This is a genomic window from Actinacidiphila oryziradicis, assembly GCF_005047355.1.
GTDB lineage: Bacteria > Actinomycetota > Actinomycetes > Streptomycetales > Streptomycetaceae > Actinacidiphila > Actinacidiphila oryziradicis.
Genome location: NZ_SUMC01000003.1, coordinates 286,609 through 304,752 on the forward strand (window position 1 = coordinate 286,609; position 18,144 = coordinate 304,752).

17 protein-coding genes and 1 pseudogene are annotated in these 18,144 nt (G+C 70.5%); 7 read left to right on the forward strand and 11 right to left on the reverse strand.

Features of this window, described 5'->3' with window-relative positions; translation table 11 throughout:
* Positions 1–70: 70 nt before the first annotated feature.
* The 6 genes from hypE to hypA all read right to left on the reverse strand — a co-directional run bounded on the left by hypE (position 71) and on the right by hypA (position 6,452).
* The gene (gene hypE / locus FCI23_RS05315) at positions 71–1,060 is read right to left on the reverse strand and encodes a hydrogenase expression/formation protein HypE (RefSeq protein ID WP_136722319.1); all 990 of its coding nucleotides are present in this window, start codon (positions 1,058–1,060) and stop codon (positions 71–73) included.
* A 115-nt stretch (positions 1,061–1,175) separates the two neighbouring features.
* Entirely contained in the window at positions 1,176–2,306 is a 1,131-nt protein-coding gene (gene hypD / locus FCI23_RS05320; RefSeq protein ID WP_136722247.1) for a hydrogenase formation protein HypD, read from the reverse strand.
* Positions 2,303–2,614, reverse strand: coding sequence for a HypC/HybG/HupF family hydrogenase formation chaperone (locus FCI23_RS05325; protein WP_136722248.1), 312 nt, complete (start codon positions 2,612–2,614; stop codon positions 2,303–2,305). Before FCI23_RS05325 ends, hypD begins: the two co-directional genes overlap by 4 nt.
* Positions 2,587–5,259 carry a carbamoyltransferase HypF gene (locus FCI23_RS05330; RefSeq protein ID WP_456318826.1) on the reverse strand — a complete coding sequence of 891 codons (2,673 nt, stop codon included), beginning with the start codon at positions 5,257–5,259 and terminating at the stop codon, positions 2,587–2,589. Before FCI23_RS05330 ends, FCI23_RS05325 begins: the two co-directional genes overlap by 28 nt.
* A gap of 27 nt (positions 5,260–5,286) precedes the next feature.
* Positions 5,287–6,051 (reverse strand): hydrogenase nickel incorporation protein HypB, encoded by a 765-nt coding sequence (gene hypB / locus FCI23_RS05335; RefSeq protein WP_136722320.1) that lies wholly within the window; start codon positions 6,049–6,051, stop codon positions 5,287–5,289.
* A complete protein-coding gene (hypA, locus tag FCI23_RS05340; protein ID WP_136722321.1) occupies positions 6,051–6,452 on the reverse strand; it encodes a hydrogenase maturation nickel metallochaperone HypA in 402 nt (133 codons plus the stop codon). Before hypA ends, hypB (FCI23_RS05335) begins: the two co-directional genes overlap by 1 nt.
* Before the next feature lie 350 nt (positions 6,453–6,802).
* On the opposite strand from hypA, the gene FCI23_RS58145 reads away from it, so the two are divergent.
* The 5 genes from FCI23_RS58145 to FCI23_RS05365 all read left to right on the forward strand — a co-directional run bounded on the left by FCI23_RS58145 (position 6,803) and on the right by FCI23_RS05365 (position 12,111).
* Positions 6,803–7,408: a MarR family winged helix-turn-helix transcriptional regulator gene (locus FCI23_RS58145; protein ID WP_211265212.1), complete on the forward strand. Its 606-nt coding sequence runs from the start codon at positions 6,803–6,805 to the stop codon at positions 7,406–7,408.
* A 434-nt stretch (positions 7,409–7,842) separates the two neighbouring features.
* On the forward strand, positions 7,843–8,139 hold the full coding sequence (locus FCI23_RS62995) for a patatin-like phospholipase family protein (RefSeq protein ID WP_322973803.1): 297 nt from the start codon (positions 7,843–7,845) through the stop codon (positions 8,137–8,139).
* A 1,137-nt stretch (positions 8,140–9,276) separates the two neighbouring features.
* The gene (locus tag FCI23_RS05355) at positions 9,277–10,155 is read left to right on the forward strand and encodes a CPBP family intramembrane glutamic endopeptidase (RefSeq protein WP_136722250.1); all 879 of its coding nucleotides are present in this window, start codon (positions 9,277–9,279) and stop codon (positions 10,153–10,155) included.
* Between the two features lie 29 nt (positions 10,156–10,184).
* Positions 10,185–11,414: a sensor histidine kinase gene (locus tag FCI23_RS05360; protein ID WP_211265213.1), complete on the forward strand. Its 1,230-nt coding sequence runs from the start codon at positions 10,185–10,187 to the stop codon at positions 11,412–11,414.
* A gap of 4 nt (positions 11,415–11,418) precedes the next feature.
* On the forward strand, positions 11,419–12,111 hold the full coding sequence (locus FCI23_RS05365) for a response regulator (protein ID WP_136722252.1): 693 nt from the start codon (positions 11,419–11,421) through the stop codon (positions 12,109–12,111).
* A gap of 686 nt (positions 12,112–12,797) precedes the next feature.
* Here FCI23_RS05365 and FCI23_RS05380 read toward each other — a convergent pair.
* A complete protein-coding gene (locus FCI23_RS05380) occupies positions 12,798–13,991 on the reverse strand; it encodes an MFS transporter (protein ID WP_211265214.1) in 1,194 nt (397 codons plus the stop codon).
* A 438-nt stretch (positions 13,992–14,429) separates the two neighbouring features.
* Here FCI23_RS05380 and FCI23_RS05385 point away from each other — a divergent pair, with 438 nt between their 5' ends.
* A complete protein-coding gene (locus tag FCI23_RS05385) occupies positions 14,430–14,636 on the forward strand; it encodes an IS3 family transposase (RefSeq protein WP_169316685.1) in 207 nt (68 codons plus the stop codon).
* 152 nt (positions 14,637–14,788) lie between these two features.
* Here FCI23_RS05385 and FCI23_RS05390 read toward each other — a convergent pair whose 3' ends face one another.
* Positions 14,789–15,169 carry a DUF305 domain-containing protein gene (locus FCI23_RS05390; RefSeq protein WP_169316686.1) on the reverse strand — a complete coding sequence of 127 codons (381 nt, stop codon included), beginning with the start codon at positions 15,167–15,169 and terminating at the stop codon, positions 14,789–14,791.
* A gap of 19 nt (positions 15,170–15,188) precedes the next feature.
* On the opposite strand from FCI23_RS05390, the gene FCI23_RS05395 reads away from it, so the two are divergent.
* A complete protein-coding gene (locus FCI23_RS05395) occupies positions 15,189–15,458 on the forward strand; it encodes a hypothetical protein (RefSeq protein WP_407645932.1) in 270 nt (89 codons plus the stop codon).
* Between the two features lie 102 nt (positions 15,459–15,560).
* Here the strand turns inward: FCI23_RS05395 and FCI23_RS05400 are convergent, their stop codons facing one another.
* The 3 genes and pseudogenes from FCI23_RS05400 to hypB (FCI23_RS05410) form a co-directional block, all read right to left on the reverse strand.
* A complete protein-coding gene (locus FCI23_RS05400) occupies positions 15,561–16,292 on the reverse strand; it encodes an MFS transporter (protein WP_322973804.1) in 732 nt (243 codons plus the stop codon).
* Between the two features lie 41 nt (positions 16,293–16,333).
* Positions 16,334–17,413, reverse strand: a pseudogene (locus FCI23_RS05405) (acylphosphatase); the annotation flags it as partial.
* 27 nt (positions 17,414–17,440) lie between these two features.
* Entirely contained in the window at positions 17,441–18,139 is a 699-nt protein-coding gene (gene hypB / locus FCI23_RS05410) for a hydrogenase nickel incorporation protein HypB (RefSeq protein ID WP_136722258.1), read from the reverse strand.
* Between the last annotated feature and the right edge of the window lie 5 nt (positions 18,140–18,144).

The window sequence follows — 18,144 nt, forward strand, 5'->3', positions numbered from 1 at the left end:
TGGAAAGTCGTGGAAATCCGGGGAAACAGATATCCGGCCGGCTGTTAATCATTTCAGCGAAATCCCCGCATCAGCAAATGCGGGGCAGCTGCTCGCCGAGGGGCAGATCCACGACCCGGGTGCCGCCGAACCGGGTCCTGGCGACGACCATGCCGGGGTGTTCGGTGACGCACTCGCCGATGACCGCCGCCTGGGCACCGAGGGGGTGGGCGCGCATGGCGGCGAGGACGGCGTCGGCGTGGGAGCGGGGTACGAAGGCGAGGAGTCTGCCCTCGTTGGCGACGTAGAGGGGATCGAGGCCGAGGAAGCCGCAGGCGCCGGCGACGGGTTCGGGAACGGGAACGGCGTGCTCGTGCAGGAGGACGCCGGTGCCGGAAGCGGCGGCGATCTCGTTGAGGGCGGTGGCGACGCCGCCCCGGGTGGGGTCGCGGAGGGTGTGCAGGTCGGGCGTGACATCGAGCATGGCGTCGACGAGGCCGCCCAGCGGAGCGGTGTCGCTGGTCACCTCGACGCCGAATTCCAGGCCTTCGCGGACGCTCATGATGGCTACGCCGTGCATGCCGATGGGGCCGCTGACGATGACGAGGTCGCCCGGGGTGGCCCGCTGGGGGCGGATGTCGACGCCGTGGGGGATCAGGCCGATGCCGGAGGTGTTGATGAAGACACCGTCGCCGTGACCGGCGTCGACCACCTTGGTGTCGCCGGTGGCGATGGACACTCCGGCGGCCACTGCCGCGGCCCCTACCGCCTGCGCGATCCGGCCCACGACGGAGAGATCTGTGCCCTCCTCCAGGATGAAGGCGCAGGAGAGGTAGGCGGCACGGGCACCACTCATCGCCAGGTCGTTGACGGTGCCGTTGACCGCCAGGTCGCCGATGCTGCCGCCGGGGAAGAACAGCGGGCGGACGACGTAGGAGTCGGTGGAGAAGGCCAGGCGCGTACCGGCGAGGGTGAGAGCCGTGGAGTCGGCGAGGCCGGCGAGGAGGTCGTTGCCGTAGGCGGGAGCGAAGAGGTGCTCGACCAGCTCGGCGGAGAGAGCGCCGCCGCCGCCGTGGCCCATGACGACGACGGGCTGGTCGCGCAGGGGGAGCGGGCAGGACCAGCCGGACAGGTCCGGTGCGGTCACCGGGCCGGGGACGGTCACCGGGCCGGGCGTGGTCGCGAAGGTGGTGGGATCAGCCAACAGGGGTCGCCTCCTTGGGCGGTGCCGGCGGTGCGGTGTCCAGGCGGCGGTAGAGGTAGTAGGCGGCGCAGGCACCTTCGCTGGAGACCATGGTGGCGCCGAGCGGGTTGCGCGGGGTGCAGATGGTGCCGAAGGCGGCGCATTCGTTGGGCTTGATGAGCCCTTGGAGGACATCGCCGCTGCGGCAGTCGCCGGATTCCTGTGTGCGCACGCCGGTGACCCGGAAGCGGTGCTCGGCGTCGTAGGCACGGAAGGCGGGGGACAGCCGCCAGCCGCTCCCGGGAATCGTGCCGATACCCCGCCAGGCACGGTCGGTGACCTCGAAGACCTCGGCGAGCATGCTGATCGCCGCCGGGTTTCCCTGCTCCTGGACCGCGCGCGGGTAGGCGTTGTCGACCCGGTGCTCGCCGCGTTCGAGCTGGTGGACGGCGCGCCGGACCCCTTCGAGGATGTCCAGCGGCTCGAAGCCGGTGACGACGACGGGCACCTTGTACCGCTCGGCGAGCTCCGGGTATTCGCCGGTGCCCATCACGCTGCAGACATGGCCGGCGGCCAGGAACGCCTGCACGCGGCAGTCCGGCGACTGCATGATCGCCTCGATCGCGGGAGGCACCCGTACATGCGACACCAGCATGCTGAAATTGCCGATGCCAAGGCTCCGGGCCTGGTGCACGGCCATCGCGTTCGCCGGTGCGGTGGTCTCGAAGCCGATGCCGAAGAAGACGACCTCGCGTCCGGGGTTCTGGCGTGCGATCTCCAGCGCGTCCAGGGGCGAGTACACCACCCGTACGTCCCCGCCGGCGCTCTTGACCCGGAACAGGTCCCGGTCGGTGCCGGGCACGCGGAGCATGTCGCCGAAGGAGCAGAAGATGACGTCGGGCAGTGAGGCGATGGCCAGCGCCTTGTCGATCATCTCCAGCGGAGTGACGCACACCGGACAGCCGGGGCCGTGGATGAGCTCGATGCTGTCCGGCAGGAGCTGGTCGATGCCGTGCCGGATGATCGAGTGGGTCTGGCCGCCGCAGACTTCCATCATGGCCCAGGGGCGGGTGGTGGTGGCGTGGATGTCGTCCAGCAGGCGCCGGGCGAGATCCGGGTCGTTGAACTCGTCGATGTACTTCATGGCAGATCTTTAATCCTTTCCGGCGGAACGGGAGCCCCGGCTTCCGCCGCCGCCCGTCCCCATGCGTCACCGAACTCCTCCTCCAGCGCGCCGATCTGGGCGAAGAGTTCGAGGGTGGCCAGCGCGGACGCCTCGTCCAGCCGTTGCAGGGCGAATCCGACGTGGACGATGGCGTAGTCGCCCACCTCGATCTCCGGCAGATAGGACAGGCACACGTCCTTCACCGCCCCGCCGAAGTCGACTCGCGCCATGCGGATCCCGTTCCGTTCTTCGATACCGATCACCTTGCCGGGCACGGCCAGGCACATGGGGACTCCATTCCTTCACTGGTTGGTGTGCTGGTCGGTGCGCGATGCGCCGCTACGACGATCTGCCCGAGGGCCAGGCCTCCGTCGCCGCACGGGACGTTCCGGTGGCGCAGTACGGTGAAGCTGGCCGCCAGCAGCCGCTGGGTGCAGGCCTCTTCGAGCAGGACGTTCCCGAACACCCCGCCCGACAGCGCCACCGAGCCGATCCCGGTCCTCCGGGCGGCGCTGCGGCACACCGCGAGCGCGGCGTCGGCGACCGCGTGGTGGAAGCGCGCCGCGATCACCGCCGTGGGCGCAGCGGCCCTGAGGTCGGCGACGACGGCCTCCAGGACAGGGGCGGGGTCGAGCAGCTCGCAGCTGGAGCCCTGGGGCGCGGGCGTGAGACGGAAGGCGTAGGCCGGTCCGCAGCCAGTCATGGCGGGGGCGGCGGCGGCTTCCAGCTCGATCGCCGCCTGGGCCTCGTAGCTGATCCGGTGACAGATTCCGGCCAGCGACGAGACCGCGTCGAAGAGCCGCCCCATGCTGGAAGTGGGCACGCAGGCCAGTCCGCGTTCGAGCTGCCGCTCCACCAGGCGCCGTTCGCCGTCCGGGCAGGTGGCGACGGGCGGCAGGCCCGGGTCCCGGTCGATGCCGGCGGCCCGCAGATGCGACAGCGCCATGCGGTACGGGTTGCGGACGGCGGCATCGCCGCCGGGCAGCGGGACGTAGGCCAGATGGGCCAGCCGACGATAGCCGCTGTAGTCGGCGAGCAGCACCTCGCCGCCCCACACCGCGCCGTCGTCCCCGTAGCCGGTGCCGTCGAAGGCGAGGCCGATGACGGGTTCGGTGCCGTCCAGGCCGTTGTCCGCCATCGCGGACGCGATATGGGCGTGGTGGTGCTGCACCATGTGCACCGGCCGCCCCTCGGCGTGCCGGTGCGCCCACCGTGTCGACCGGTACGCCGGATGCCGGTCGGCGGCCAGCACGCCGGGGCGCACCGAGGTGAGGGACGCGAGATGCCGCGCCGCTGTTCCGGCGGCTTCCAGCGTCGCCACGCTGTCCATGTCACCGATGTGCGCGGACAGCCATGCGGTACGCCCTTCGGCGACGCAGATGGTGTTCTTGAGGTCCCCGCCGACCGCCAGGGACGGGGGCGCGGTGACCGGAAGGCTCAGCGGCAGCGGCAGCGGCAGCGGCGCGTAGCCGCGTGACCGGCGCAGCGGCACGCTGGTGCCGTCGGCCCGTACCCGTACGACGGAGTCGTCGCACGGCACCTGGATCGGGCGGTCGTGCCAGAGCCAGGCGTCGGCCAGGCCGGGCAGGACGGCGTGCGCCCGTTCGTCGTCGGTGAGGATGGGTTCCCCGGACACATTGGCGCTGGTCATGACGAGGACGCGGGGGCCGGGGGGATCCCCGGGGAGCCCGAACAGCAGCTGATGCAGGGGTGCGTACGGCAGCATGACGCCGATGTCCGGGCTGCCGGGGCAGACACCGTCCGCGAGCAGGGCGGGCGGCGGGTGCGCTTGCGGCTGTGCTGTTTTGGGTTGCGCAGTTTTCGGCTGTGCTGTTTTCGGCTGTGCCGCGCGGCGCAGGAGCACGATGGGGCGGCACGGGCCGGTGAGCAGCTCCGCCTCCGCCGGGCTCACGGGGGCCAGCTGTTCCGCCGTGCCGAGGTCGGCCGCCATCACCGCGAAGGGCCTGCGGCCGCGCTGCTTGCGTTCCCGGAGGGCGGCGACGGCTCGGGCATTGGCCGCGTCGCACGCCAGGTGGTAGCCGCCGATGCCCTTGACCGCCAGGATCGCGCCCGCTGTCAGCAGGCGGCGCGCTTCGGCGATCGCTGCGGCGCCGGTCGTGCCGGTCGCGCCGATCGTGCCGGTTGCGCCGATCGTGGCGGTTGTGCTGGTCGTGCTGGTCGCGTCGGTCGCGTCGGTCGCGTCGGTCGCGTCGGACGTGGCGGTCGCGTCTGCCGTGCTGGTCGTGCCGGTTGTGCCTGCCGTGCCTGCCGTGGCTGCCGTGTCGGTCGCGTCTGCCGTGCCGGTTGGTTTCGGGGGGCCGGACAGGTACAGGGTGGGGCCGCAGTCGTGGCAGGCCAGGGGCTGCGCGTGGAAGCGCCGGTCGGCTGGGTCGGCGTACTCCCGGGCGCAGGCGGCGCACAGCGGAAAGCCCGCCATGGTGGTGGTCGCCCGGTCGTACGGCAGAGCCGTGACGATGGTGAAGCGGGGCCCGCAGTGCGAGCAGGTGATGAACGGGTGCCGGTAGCGGCGGTCCGCCGGATCGGCCAGTTCGGCCGAACACGCGGCGCACATGGCGGTGTCCGGGGGCAGCAGGGTGCGTCCGCCGGGTCCGCCGCCGTTCTCGGAGGGCCGGATCGCGAAGCCGGCCGTACCGAGGGCGGGCACCTCCTCGTACGTCACCGAGGCGACCGCCGCCGGCGGAGGAGCGTGCGTGGCCACGCGGGCGCAGAAGGCCTCCACACTGTCCCGGGCGCCCTCGATCTCCGCGACGACGCCTCCGGCGCAGTTGGTCACATGCCCCGACAGACACAGCTCGCCGGCCAGGGCATGCACAAATGGCCGGAAGCCCACGCCCTGGACCACTCCGGCGACCGTGATCCGGCGCCGCGCAACGTCCCCCTCCGGGGGGGGGACAGGGTGCCGCCGCCCCAGCTGCGGGGTTTGCTGTGGTTGGCACGCCTACCGGACCGTGAGGTGGTCCTGCTGATGCACGTGCGTGTGCGCCGGTCCGTGCTCATGCGCGTGATCGCGCAGATGCTGTCCGGCGAGCAGCGGCTGATGCGGCGGCGCTCCGTCGCACATGGCCAGGACGTGGTCCACGACCGCCGCGACGCCGCGCCCGGTGGGCGCGCAGGTGCGCAGGACGGGGACACCCGGGTTGACGCGTTCGACGTTCGCGGTGAACTCGTCCTCGTCGAAACCGGCCGCTTCGGTGAGATCCATCTTGGTGAGGACCACCAGATTCGCCAGGCCGAACGCCGTCGGGTACTTCAGCGGCTTGTCCTCGCCCTCCGTCACCGACATGAGCGTCACCCGCAGGGTCTCGCCCAGATCGTACGAGGCCGGGCAGACGAGGTTCCCGACGTTCTCGACGAACAGCGCCCGGGTGCCGCTGGGCAGCCAATCCTCCAGGTGGACCCGCATCTGATCGGCCTCCAGATGGCACAGCCCGCCGGTCAGCACCTGCTTGACCGGCGCCCCGGAGCGGGCCAGCCGCAGGGCGTCGTTCTCGGTGGCGAGGTCGGCGGTGAGGGCCGCCACGGGGAGGCCGCGTGACATGGCCTCGGCCAGGGTGCGTTCCAGCAGCGCGGTCTTCCCGCTTCCCGGGCTGGACAGGAGGTTCACGACACGGGTGCCCCGCGCGGCCAGCTCTTCGCGCAGCGTGGCCGCCAGGCTGTCGTTCTTGGCCAGCACGGCCTGCCGTACGTCGACGACGCGGCACATCATCCGGTCAGCTCCTTTTCTGGGGGTCCGTCATGCGGCGCGGCCGCCTCGTCGGGGGAAGTCAGTTCCACTCCGGCCAGTTCCAGTTCCCGTCCGGACAGCAGCGCCGTAATGGGCCGGTCACAGTCGGGGCACCACAGCTGTGGCGGTGATCCCACGGCGAACTCCATGCCGCAGGGTGCGCACTCTGCCCTCGCCGGTACCAGCGAGACCTCCATGCGCGCTTCACACAGCAGGGTGCCTTCGCGGGCCACCTCGAAGGAGAAGGACAGCGCGTCCGGCACGACTCCGGCCAGTTCGCCGACGCGCAGGCGTACGGATTCGACGGCCGACGCGCCGTGCTCGCGCGCCACTTCTTCGGCGCGCTCGATGATCGCGATCGCGATGGACAGTTCGTGCACGGCGTCGGCCCCCCGCTTCCCTGCGTCATGGGTCTGGTGGTATTTCATCCGACTTCATGCGAAATATAGGCCGCCGAAGGTGGCTGGGCCGGGCGTGGCGGGCGCGGCTTGCGCATCTTCGTCCGGACGGCGCATTGCGGGCGCGCCCGGCGCTGCTTTGTTGTCCGGCGCCGGGCTCATCGGTTCCGTCCTCAAACGCCGGACGGGCTTGATCGGTGCGTTCTCGCCGGGACATCCGGATCCCTTTGCAGCATCTCTTGACGAACACAAGAGTTGATTGAATCAAGCTATGAAGGCGGGCGTAGATGGCGGGAGACAGCCGCGAGAGACTCCTGAGGACGGGTTCTTCCTTGCTGGCCACAACGTTCGGAAATCTGCGGCAGGCGTTCGCGCTGCATGTGGGGATCAGCAGGCCTCGGCTCCAGGTGCTGATGCGTCTGTGGAGGGCCGGCGAGACCAGCCACAGCGATCTGCGGCACCTCTTGTCGCTCGACGGGGCAAGCGTGACGCGCCTCATCAAGGAGTTCGAGGCTGAGGGGCTGATCACCCGGCGCATCGACCCCGGGGACAATCGCTACACCCTGGCCCGCCTGACACCCGCCGGTGAGCAAGCCGCCGCCGAACCGCGCGGGTCCACCAGACCTACCAGGAGCGACTGCTCGACGGCGTCGCAGCGCACGAGCGGGAGGCCGTACTGCGGATCCTCCGGCGCCTGGATACCAATATCAGCGGCATTGCGTCCCGATCGCGCTGGTCCGGGTCGCCGCCCACCGGTACTGGAACAACGGCATCTGACCCAACGGCGAAGGCTGCCCCACACCGAGCCGACCGGTCACCACCGTGTCGCTCACCACCACCACGCCCGCCGCGCCGACACCTCACGGCTCCTCGCTCCGCCTGCACTGACCCACGAGACACGGTCCGCGCAGGTCGGCACCGGCCCCGCCTCCACCTAACGTTCCCCACTCCCCGCCTCCCTTGTGATCCGGTCGATCTCGTCCTTCACGCACCGCTGCACCGGCCGTGGCCCGCCACGCCTCGCAGCCGTCGCCACCCACCGCTCCCATCGGCTGGTCGCGCGATCACCTGCCCACTTACCCCTGCCGCGCCGCCCCCTGACGAACCGCACGCCCGAGGACCGAGAGGACCTGCCTTTGCCCACGACACCGCCAGCGACCTCGCCGCCGCACCACCCGCCGCAGTCACCCACCCAAGCCGGGGCCGCGACCAGCGTGTCAGGAGCGGGACAACCCAACACTCCCAACGCCGCTGTTTCCACACGATCGGCATGCGTTCGGCTCTGGTCCGACGCGGACGGGCAGGGTGCGGTCCGATGACGGTTGCCTTCGTGCTCCAAGGCGGAGCAGGCCTTGCGGCGGTCCAGGTCGGGATGCTGCAGGCCCTGACCGATGCCGGCATCCGCCCCGACCTCGTCGTCGGCTCCTCAGCCGGTGCGCTCAACGCCGTCGCTTTCGCCCAGGACCCGACAGCCGATGGGCTTGATCACCTGCAGCGCCTGTGGACCGGCGCCCGGCGTAGCGACGTGTTCCCCGTGCGCCTGGGCTCCCTGGTCACGGCGGATGGGGGCCTCGATCTCCACGCCCGCCCGGTCCAGGTCCCCCGTCCACACCGACCCGGCGTCGATGGAACGGTAATCGAACCAAGAGGTGCCGCGCTTCAGCCATAGCCACGCATGCGCCAGCAGTCCCTGCGGCAAGGAGAAGGTGACCGGCCCGGCAGCGCTGAGCCGACGGACACCGCGCTCCGAGACTCCGTACAACTCCAGGTCAACTGGTGCACCTCATCGAAGTGCTCACGGGCCGCGGGTTCACCCCGCGAGACGTCCCCCAGAGCCCGATTGGAGTCCGCGGCCGCTTTCTGGACGGCTTCAGCCGCTTCAACAATGGGCGTGGGTCCTTCCAGAACGACGACCCGGACACAGCGCATGAGCGGATCGAACGCGTCACGCAGGGCGGTGCGGAGCTCCTGGATGCCCGCCAACTCCTCCTGCGGGTCGGCCAGCTGGGCGTAGACGTCGCCGACTCTCCAGTAGAGCTCGCCTGTGACGTGAGCCTGCTCGATGAGTTCCAGGTACGGTGCGGCGTACCTCCCGGATGCGGCTGTGATGCTGGGCCTGCGCTGAGGCTTCCGCCTGGACCCTTGCAGCCCGGGGGTTGCCCTGGGTGGTCACCCAGCTCGCCAGCACCGCCATCCCGCCGGTGAAGACCGCGACCCACACCGTACTGTCCGCCACACGCCCCAGTGTCGTCGAGCAGCCTTCCTGCTGTCGAGAAGACCTCCGGCTGCCGAAGCCCGCCCCGATACCTGTCAGTCGAGCACTCCGCCGTGGGCAGATGACAGGAAGCCGCCCTGCCGCAGGCCCTCGGTCCCATGCCGCGGAGGCCCTCAGACCCGCGGGCAAGCACCTGAGATCGGGTATTGACGGCCTCATACTCCATGCCGCGTGCCCGGCCGGCTTCCTCGGGCGCGCCCAAGCTGAGCGATGAGGGCGACCAGATTGTCTTGCGTGGCCAATTGCACCTGACCGAAGACGCCCTACGGCCGGTTCGAGCTCGACATGACCTCCCACCTCGATCTCGCCGCCGCGGCGGCCATCGTGCCTGGCCTTCGTACGGCGCCTGATCCTGTTCGTGCCTCGGTCACCTCCCGTGGCGGAGAGGGCTGAATGGGCAGATGGGCGCGGCGCATCCCCCGTAAGAGCTACAGGAGCTGTCCATCCGCGGGTGATTCGCGGACGTCAGCGGGTTCCTAGCGTGGTCGTCAGGTCGCCGCCGGTGCGACCACTGCTACAGGGGAGGTCACGATGGGCACAATTGCCACCGCTCAGCACGACGCAGGCTCCGGCCTGGAGAAAAATCATGACGGCCGGGGCGGCCGTTTCCGCCGGATGGTCCGTTCTCCGCTGGGCTGGATGGTGACGGGCATCGTCGGTGTCGGCCTGGTCTCGGATCTGACGGCGACGGCCCCCGGTCCGGTGCCGGTGCTGGGAGCGGCCGTCGCGTTGGCTTTTTACTGGATGGTCATGCGCCGAGTCGCGCGACGCTCCACGTCGGAGATCGCCCGGCGGGGGGCTGGCCGGGAGGCGCTGCTCGGGGCGGGGGCCGGCTTGGGCTTCATCCTGGTCTCCGCCCTCTTGATCACCACGTTCGGGGGGTACTCGTTCTCTTGGGCAGGCAACGGTTTCCTTTCGGTCGTATGGTCCGCGGTCATGGTGCAGATGGGCGCTGCGGTCACCGAGGAGTTGATGTTCCGTGGTCTGGCCCTGCAGGCATTGGAACAGCGGTGGGGCAGTCGGGTCTCCCTCGTGGCCACCGGGTTGTTCTTCGGCGTTGCTCACCTGGCCGCTCCGGGAGCCAGTGTGTGGAGTGCGCTGGCGATCGCTCTTGAGGCCGGCATCATGCTGGGGGCCGCGTTCCTGTGGCGGCGTAGCATCTGGTTCGTCGTGGGTCTGCACTTCGCCTGGAACCTCGCTGAGCAGCTGCTTGGCATCCCGGTCTCCGGGCACGCCCTTGGGGGTCTGTTCACCGTTGACGTCCATGGCCCGGCCCTGCTGACCGGTGGCGGCTTCGGCTTGGAGACGTCGATCGTGCCCGTCGTCATCGGTGTGCTGCTCGCCGTCCGGATGTTCGTGCTCGCCCGGCGGAGCGGTGGTCTGCTGCCCCGGCGGCGTGCCCGGCACTGAGACAGGCCGACTGGAGGAAAACGGAAGTGATGTCTCGTCAGGCGCCCTGGTGCTCTCCGCAGCTCCGGGCACCGCTCGACTGGTGGGGGGAGCAGGATGCCTCCCTCAAGGACGGCGTCCTGGCCGTGGTGCTCACCCTGCTGGCCTTCGTGCCGACCCTGTCGCCTATCGGGGCACAGATCGGTGATCTGCCCGGGCGGTCGGCGGACGCGTTGAGTATCGGGCTGGCTTTGGCCCAGACCCTGCCGCTGGTGGCCCGCCGTCGGCGGCCCGCAGGGTGTCTGGCTGTCGTGGGGTGCGCGTTCGCCGTGGATCAGGCGCTGGGCTTCGCGACGACGTTCGCGAGCATGGGGCTGTATCTGGCGCTGTATTCGGCCGGGGCCCATCAGGTCCGCTTCCGCTATGGTGCGGCGGCCGTGGGGAGTGCGGGCTATGCCGTCCTGGCCGTCGTCCTGCACCACCTCGGCTCACCGCAGGGGATCCCGGACTATCTCGCGTTCTATCTGGCTCTGGCCGCCGTCTGGCTGGTGGGGAGTATCGTGCGCATGCGGCGGGTGGAAGAGGCGGAGCGGCGGAGGCTGGCCTCCGAGGTGGCCACGGCCGCCGAGCGGGCACGGATTGCCCGCGAGTTGCACGACGTGGTCACCCACCACGTGACGGCCATGGTGGTCCAGGCGGACGCGGCACAGGTCCTACTCACGTCCGGGCCGGAACGGGCCGGCGAGGGACTGGCGGCCGTCAGCGACACCGGCCGACGAGCGCTGACGGAGCTGCGATATCTGCTCGGCGTGCTAGAGGCGACCGGCGAGTCCGCGGCCGCCGACCCGGCGCGCGCGGACCGGGCACCCACCCTGGGACGCGTGGGAGACCTCGTCGAGCAGGCCCGCAGGTCAGGCCAGCCGGTCGAGTTTAGCGAGCAGGGTGAGCGGCGCCCGCAGTCCGTGGACGTGGAGCTGGCCGCGTACCGCGTGGTCCAGGAAGCGCTCACCAACGCGATGAAGCACGCGGCCGGGCAGCAGACACGGGTCCTTCTCCGGCACGGCGAGCAGCGCATCGAGATCTCGGTGACCACCGACGGGCCCATGGCCTCCACCCAGGCCGCACCCCTCGCGCGAAAGTCGGGCCCGGAGGGCGGACGAGGACTGGCAGGGCTGCGTGCACGGGTGCGGATGCTCGATGGTGAACTGGAGGCCAGTCCCCGGGCCGACGGCGGGTTCGAGGTCCGCGCCACGATTCCATCCAAGCCCGTTCAGGAGTGACCCCGTGAGTGATGCGCCGCAACCGATCCGTGTGCTCGTCTGCGACGACCAGGCACTGGTGCGGACGGGCTACGTCACCATCTTCTCCGCGCAGCCCGACATAGAGGTCGTCGGCGAGGCCGAGAACGGGCACGCGGCGGTTCAGGCCGCGCGGCGGCTGTGCCCCCACGTCGTCGTGATGGACATCCGGATGCCCCTGCTCGACGGTATCCAGGCGACCCGGCAACTGGCCGGTCCCGATGCCGAGGCACCGCCGAAGGTGCTGGTCGTCACCACGTTCAACGTCGACGCCTACGTGTATGACGCACTGCGGGCCGGAGCCAGCGGCTTCCTCCTCAAGGACGCGCCTCCGGCGGAACTGGTGAACGGCATCCGGACGGTCGCCCGGGGCGAGGCACTACTGGCACCCGCAGTCACCCGCCACCTCATCGGCCACTTCGCCGAACACCTGCGGCCGGCCGAGACCTCCCGGCCGGCCAAGGAGGACGTGGCGCACGCGCTGACACCCCGCGAACTGGAGGTGCTCCGGCAGATCGCCGAGGGGCTGTCGAATGCGGAGATCGCCGCAGAGCTGTTCATCACCCCCGAGACGGTCAAGACCTATGTGTCGCGGATCCTGGCGAAACTCGGCCTGCGCGACCGGGTCCAAGCGGTCGTCCTCGCGTACCGGGTGGGGCTCGTGTCCGGCACGTTGTGAATCATCGCCGCACGCGCGAACACTCTCACAACGACCGGTTGTGACAGTCGCCGTGGCCGGTCGGTTCCTCCAGCGTTCTCCCAGGTCGGTGCTCGCGAAAGTCCTCTCACAACCTTCGGGTTTTGAGAAGCGGTTGGGAGAGGACCTCGGATGTTCCGGAAACTTCGGGGCACCTCATGTCTTCGGGCGGGACCATTGCCGCATGGTTGTCCGCGTTCGCCGCGCCTGGACAAGTGCTGGCCGCGGTCTACGAGGACGCGGTGACCAGGCCGCTGGCGACGTCGACCTTCACGGTACTCACCGACCCAGCAGTGCTGCCGATGCTGGTCGGCTTGGCCAAAGCGCGCCTGGGCGGGGCGGATGTTCCTCGCGGTCCCGCTGTTCGTCGCCTCGGCGACCAAGCCCTGAGCCGCTTGCGGGCCGTCAGTGCGCGAAGGCCGGCCCCTGGTCAGGATCCGATCGCGGGCCTCGGCCGGGGCGGTCGCGGTTGGTGCCGGTGAGCCCTTGGTCGAGGTAGATGCGGTCCTCGGCCACGCCCAGAGCGAGCAGGATCTCACGCCGCCCTTACAGACGCCTGCCGGGAACTTCCGATGTCGTGGCTGGGTCGGGTTCGCGCTGGCTGCGGGGTTCGGTCAGATCTTCGGGTGGGTCCCTCGCGTAGTGGCCGTGTCCTTCCACCGGCGCGTTCATGTGGTGTGGGGTCGCTCGTTGCGGAACAGGGGAACGGCGAACGCGGCGGCCAGCACGGCGGCCGAGCCGAAGACGCTGAGTGCGGTGGGGAACCCGGCGGGCAGCAGGACCGCGAAGAGGAGGCTGCCCAGCCCCAGGCCGGCGAACAGGGTGAACACGTTGAGGCCCATCGCTTGGCCGCGGTGGCCGGGCAGGTCGGTGACGATGCCGCCGAGCGGTGGTTGGGTCATGTCGTAACCCAGGGAGAGGGCGACGATGGCGGCTTGCACGGCGGGCCGGGGCAGCGGTGTGGCCAGCAGGAGAGCGCAGGCCGCAGTGATGGCGACGCCGGCGGGGATGATGCGGGCGCGGCCGTAGCGGTCGGCGAGGTGGCCGATGACCGGGCCGAGCAGGAAGCCGGGGATGCCGTAGCCGAGCAGCGCCAGCCCGATGCTGTGCTCGCCGAGCCCGAACCGCTGGGTCAGGTAGAGCCCCAGCCAGGTGTAGATCCCGGACTGCAGCACCGCGTTGATCAGCACGTAGCTGTAGGTGCGTCGCCCGCGCGCGTTGCGCAGCAGCGACGCGTACCCCGTGGCCACGGCGCGCAGGGGGGGCACCGCGGCGGGCCGTGGTGTCTTGGGAATCAGCCGGGTTGCGGCGGCGAGGACGAGCAGTGCCAGTCCGCCCGCGCTGGCGGCCAGGAAGGGCCCGGGCCAGCCGATGAGGGGTTCGAGCAGCGCCCCGCCGGCGGCGCCTGCCGCGATTCCTCCGGCCATTCCGCCGAACAGCCAGCCCAAGGCTCGGCCTCGCTTGTGGAACGGGAACGCGTCGCCGATCAGGGTCAGCGAGATCGGCACTACACCGCTGGCCCCGATGGCGGTGACCAGCCGCATTCCGACGAAGGTGCCCGTGTTGCCGGTGAACGCGGTGGCCGCGGTGAGTACGGTGAACGCCACGAGGGATGCGATGATCAGCGGTCGGCGCCCGAGCCGGTCGGACAGCGGGCCCCATACCAGGGTCATCGCCCCGTAGGGGATCAGGTAGGCCGGTACCGCCAGGCCGACCACGCCGGGCGTGGTGTGGAAGACCTTCGCCAGCTGCGGCAGGATCGGCGCGATCATGAATGCCTGCGCGAAGATCACGAACGCGGTTGCGGTCAGGAGCGGCAGCAGCCCTCGCCGGGCAGCGGGTGGGGCCGGTTGGTCGGACATGTGTTCCTCTTCCTCTTCCTCGCTCTTGCTCCCGCCGCCGTGCCGGGGGCGGCGGGCGTGCCGGTATCCCTCGGTCAGGGCTGCGGGGGGCGATGGGCTGCCGGGACGTTGATCGCAGGCCGCGCGGCAGGCCCGCCGTCAGGGCTGCTCCGGCCGCCCAGGCCGCCAATGGAGACGGCGCGGCCGGAGAAGTAAGCAGTTCCTCGTTTTCGTTAGAGCTAGCCACAGGCATCACGCCGGTGGATCAAGGCGTAGACGGCGGCGATGCCCGCGGCATCCGCCAGCAGCCCGCCAGTGGTCAGGGAGATCAGGCGACCGAGCCGCCGATATCAGGTGCTTCCTCCGTGATTTTCATCACGCGGATCATGGTTGTCATACACGTCGATCAAGCTCACAACCCGGCTGCTCCGGGCGGAAATTGAAGCTTCCATGGGGCCGGTGGGCGACTCGTATGACAACGCCCTTGCCGGGAACCTGTGGATGCTGATCAAGACCGAGTGCGTCCGGGGCCGCACCTTCGCCACCCAGGGCGAAGCGAACCTGGCGCTGTTCGAGTACTTCGACGGCTTCTACAACAGCCGGCGCATCCAGAAGCAGCTCGGCTTCCTTAAGCCCCATCGAGTTCGAGGAGAAGTACTACGCTGACCAGGCGATGGCCGAACAAGCGAACTTCAACCACCGTCAACCCCTTCTGACCAGCTGTTCAGCACCTCCCGCACAACGGGGGAACCTCACCTCCCGAACGGCCGTCCCGGTCAGGAGGGCCTGGTCGAGGCGCGAGCCGCGCGGCACGGCGGTCAGCTGCCTCCGTACCAGGTGTGCAGCCAGCCGGTCATCTGGGTGATCTCGCCGGTCTGGCTGGCGACGATCTGCCGAGCCAGAGCGGTCAGCTGCGGGTGGTCGGCACGGCCGGCCACGGTACGTGCCTCGATGACGGCCATCTTGTGGTGCGCGATCATCCCGGTCAGGAACGCCTGGTCGAAGCGGGAGCCGCGCGGCACGGTGGCCAGCTGCTTGGTCATGGTGTTCATCTCGGTGCCCATGGTGGCGCTCAGCCGCCTCACACCGGCGGGGGCGCGGTGCTGGGCCTGGGCGGGTGTCACTCCGTACCAGGTGTGCAGCCAGCCGGTCATCTGGGTGATCTCGCCGGTCTGGCTGGCGATGATCTGCCGAGCCAATGCTTGATCAGTTGCCCCGGTGAGCAGAGCGGATCTGCGACGGCTGGTCAGTCGCGCCGAACTCGTCCGCGACCACTGGAAGATCGAGGCCCTGCACCATGTCCGCGACATTACCTTCGCCGAGGACGCCTCCCAGCTGCGGACCGGCAACGCGCCCCGCGCGATGGCCACCTGGCGCAACCTCGCCATCGGAGCCCTCCGCACGGCCGGAGTGAAGAACATCGCGGCCGGCCTCCGCCGCAACGCCCGCGACCCTCGCCGCCCCCTCGCACTCCTCGGCCTCGGATGATCACGAACCGGACGTCATGCGACTACGCCGAAGCCCCGCCCCAGGGGCCGGCTCGTTGAGTCAGGCCGGGAGGATGGGTGATCGACGTGGAGGGCTGCGTGATTATGGATTCGCCTTCTGGCCTTCTGCGCGGAGTGCCGGTTGCTGCAGGGGGGAAGGCATCGGTGCCTCGGGGGAACGGCGGCCCGGAGTCCACAATCCGGCGATTGCCGCAGCGAGTGACAGGCTGACAGCGACCCAGACTGCGGGAGCGAAGCCGTCGTTGAAGGCCTGCGGGGATGCGTAGCTCCCGGAACCTGCGAACACGGCCGCAAGGATCGCGATCCCGAAGGCGCCGCCGAGTCGACGAAACGTGTTGAAGACACCGGCGGCCGCGCCGACAGCCGACCGGGGAACGGCGCCGATGACGGAGTTCTGGGCGGCGGGCATCGCGAGTGAGACGCCGCAGCCAGCCACGAGCAGTGGCGCGATCATCGCGGGATAGTCGAGGTCGGGACTGGCGATCAACGCGATCCACCCGTATCCGACCGCCTGCAGGACCGTTCCACCGACGATGAGAGGGCGTTCCCCGATCCGGTTGACCACGGCGCCCGCGAACCACGAGACGACGAACACGGCCGCCGTCCATGGGGCCAGGCGAATACCTGCGCCCAAGGGGCCGCAGTGGAGCGTGGTCTGCAGAAACTGGGCAAAGAAGAACGCGGCGCCGAACGTGGCCGCGTACAGCAGGAAGCCGGCGGTGTTTCCGGCCGAGAAGGCGCCGGACCGAAAGAAGCGCATCGGCAGCACCGGCTCAGGTGCCCGCAGCTCCCAGGCGACGAACACGATCGTCAGAACCGCGTCTTCGGCTGTGCTGTTTTCGGCTGTGCCGCGCGGCGCAGGAGCACGATGGGGCGGCCCGGGCCGGTGAGCAGCTCCGCCTCCGCCGGGCTCACGGGGGCCAGCTGTTCCGCCGTGCCGAGGTCGGCCGCCATCACCGCGAAGGGCCTGCGGCCGCGCTGCTTGCGTTCCCGGAGGGCGGCGACGGCTCGGGCATTGGCCGCGTCGCACGCCAGGTGGTAGCCGCCGATGCCCTTGACCGCCAGGATCGCGCCCGCTGTCAGCAGGCGGCGCGCTTCGGCGATCGCTGCGGCGCCGGTCGTGCCGGTCGCGCCGATCGTGCCGGTTGCGCCGATCGTGGCGGTTGTGCTGGTCGTGCTGGTCGCGTCGGTCGCGTCGGTCGCGTCGGTCGCGTCGGACGTGGCGGTCGCGTCTGCCGTGCTGGTCGTGCCGGTTGTGCCTGCCGTGCCTGCCGTGGCTGCCGTGTCGGTCGCGTCTGCCGTGCCGGTTGGTTTCGGGGGGCCGGACAGGTACAGGGTGGGGCCGCAGTCGTGGCAGGCCAGGGGCTGCGCGTGGAAGCGCCGGTCGGCTGGGTCGGCGTACTCCCGGGCGCAGGCGGCGCACAGCGGAAAGCCCGCCATGGTGGTGGTCGCCCGGTCGTACGGCAGAGCCGTGACGATGGTGAAGCGGGGCCCGCAGTGCGAGCAGGTGATGAACGGGTGCCGGTAGCGGCGGTCCGCCGGATCGGCCAGTTCGGCCGAACACGCGGCGCACATGGCGGTGTCCGGGGGCAGCAGGGTGCGTCCGCCGGGTCCGCCGCCGTTCTCGGAGGGCCGGATCGCGAAGCCGGCCGTACCGAGGGCGGGCACCTCCTCGTACGTCACCGAGGCGACCGCCGCCGGCGGAGGAGCGTGCGTGGCCACGCGGGCGCAGAAGGCCTCCACACTGTCCCGGGCGCCCTCGATCTCCGCGACGACGCCTCCGGCGCAGTTGGTCACATGCCCCGACAGACACAGCTCGCCGGCCAGGGCATGCACAAATGGCCGGAAGCCCACGCCCTGGACCACTCCGGCGACCGTGATCCGGCGCCGCGCAACGTCCCCCTCCGGGGGGGGGACAGGGTGCCGCCGCCCCAGCTGCGGGGTTTGCTGTGGTTGGCACGCCTACCGGACCGTGAGGTGGTCCTGCTGATGCACGTGCGTGTGCGCCGGTCCGTGCTCATGCGCGTGATCGCGCAGATGCTGTCCGGCGAGCAGCGGCTGATGCGGCGGCGCTCCGTCGCACATGGCCAGGACGTGGTCCACGACCGCCGCGACGCCGCGCCCGGTGGGCGCGCAGGTGCGCAGGACGGGGACACCCGGGTTGACGCGTTCGACGTTCGCGGTGAACTCGTCCTCGTCGAAACCGGCCGCTTCGGTGAGATCCATCTTGGTGAGGACCACCAGATTCGCCAGGCCGAACGCCGTCGGGTACTTCAGCGGCTTGTCCTCGCCCTCCGTCACCGACATGAGCGTCACCCGCAGGGTCTCGCCCAGATCGTACGAGGCCGGGCAGACGAGGTTCCCGACGTTCTCGACGAACAGCGCCCGGGTGCCGCTGGGCAGCCAATCCTCCAGGTGGACCCGCATCTGATCGGCCTCCAGATGGCACAGCCCGCCGGTCAGCACCTGCTTGACCGGCGCCCCGGAGCGGGCCAGCCGCAGGGCGTCGTTCTCGGTGGCGAGGTCGGCGGTGAGGGCCGCCACGGGGAGGCCGCGTGACATGGCCTCGGCCAGGGTGCGTTCCAGCAGCGCGGTCTTCCCGACTGGATTTGCGGCGAGGCCGCGTGCACGGGCGTGACCCCCGGGCGGGGGCCATCCCATGGCTG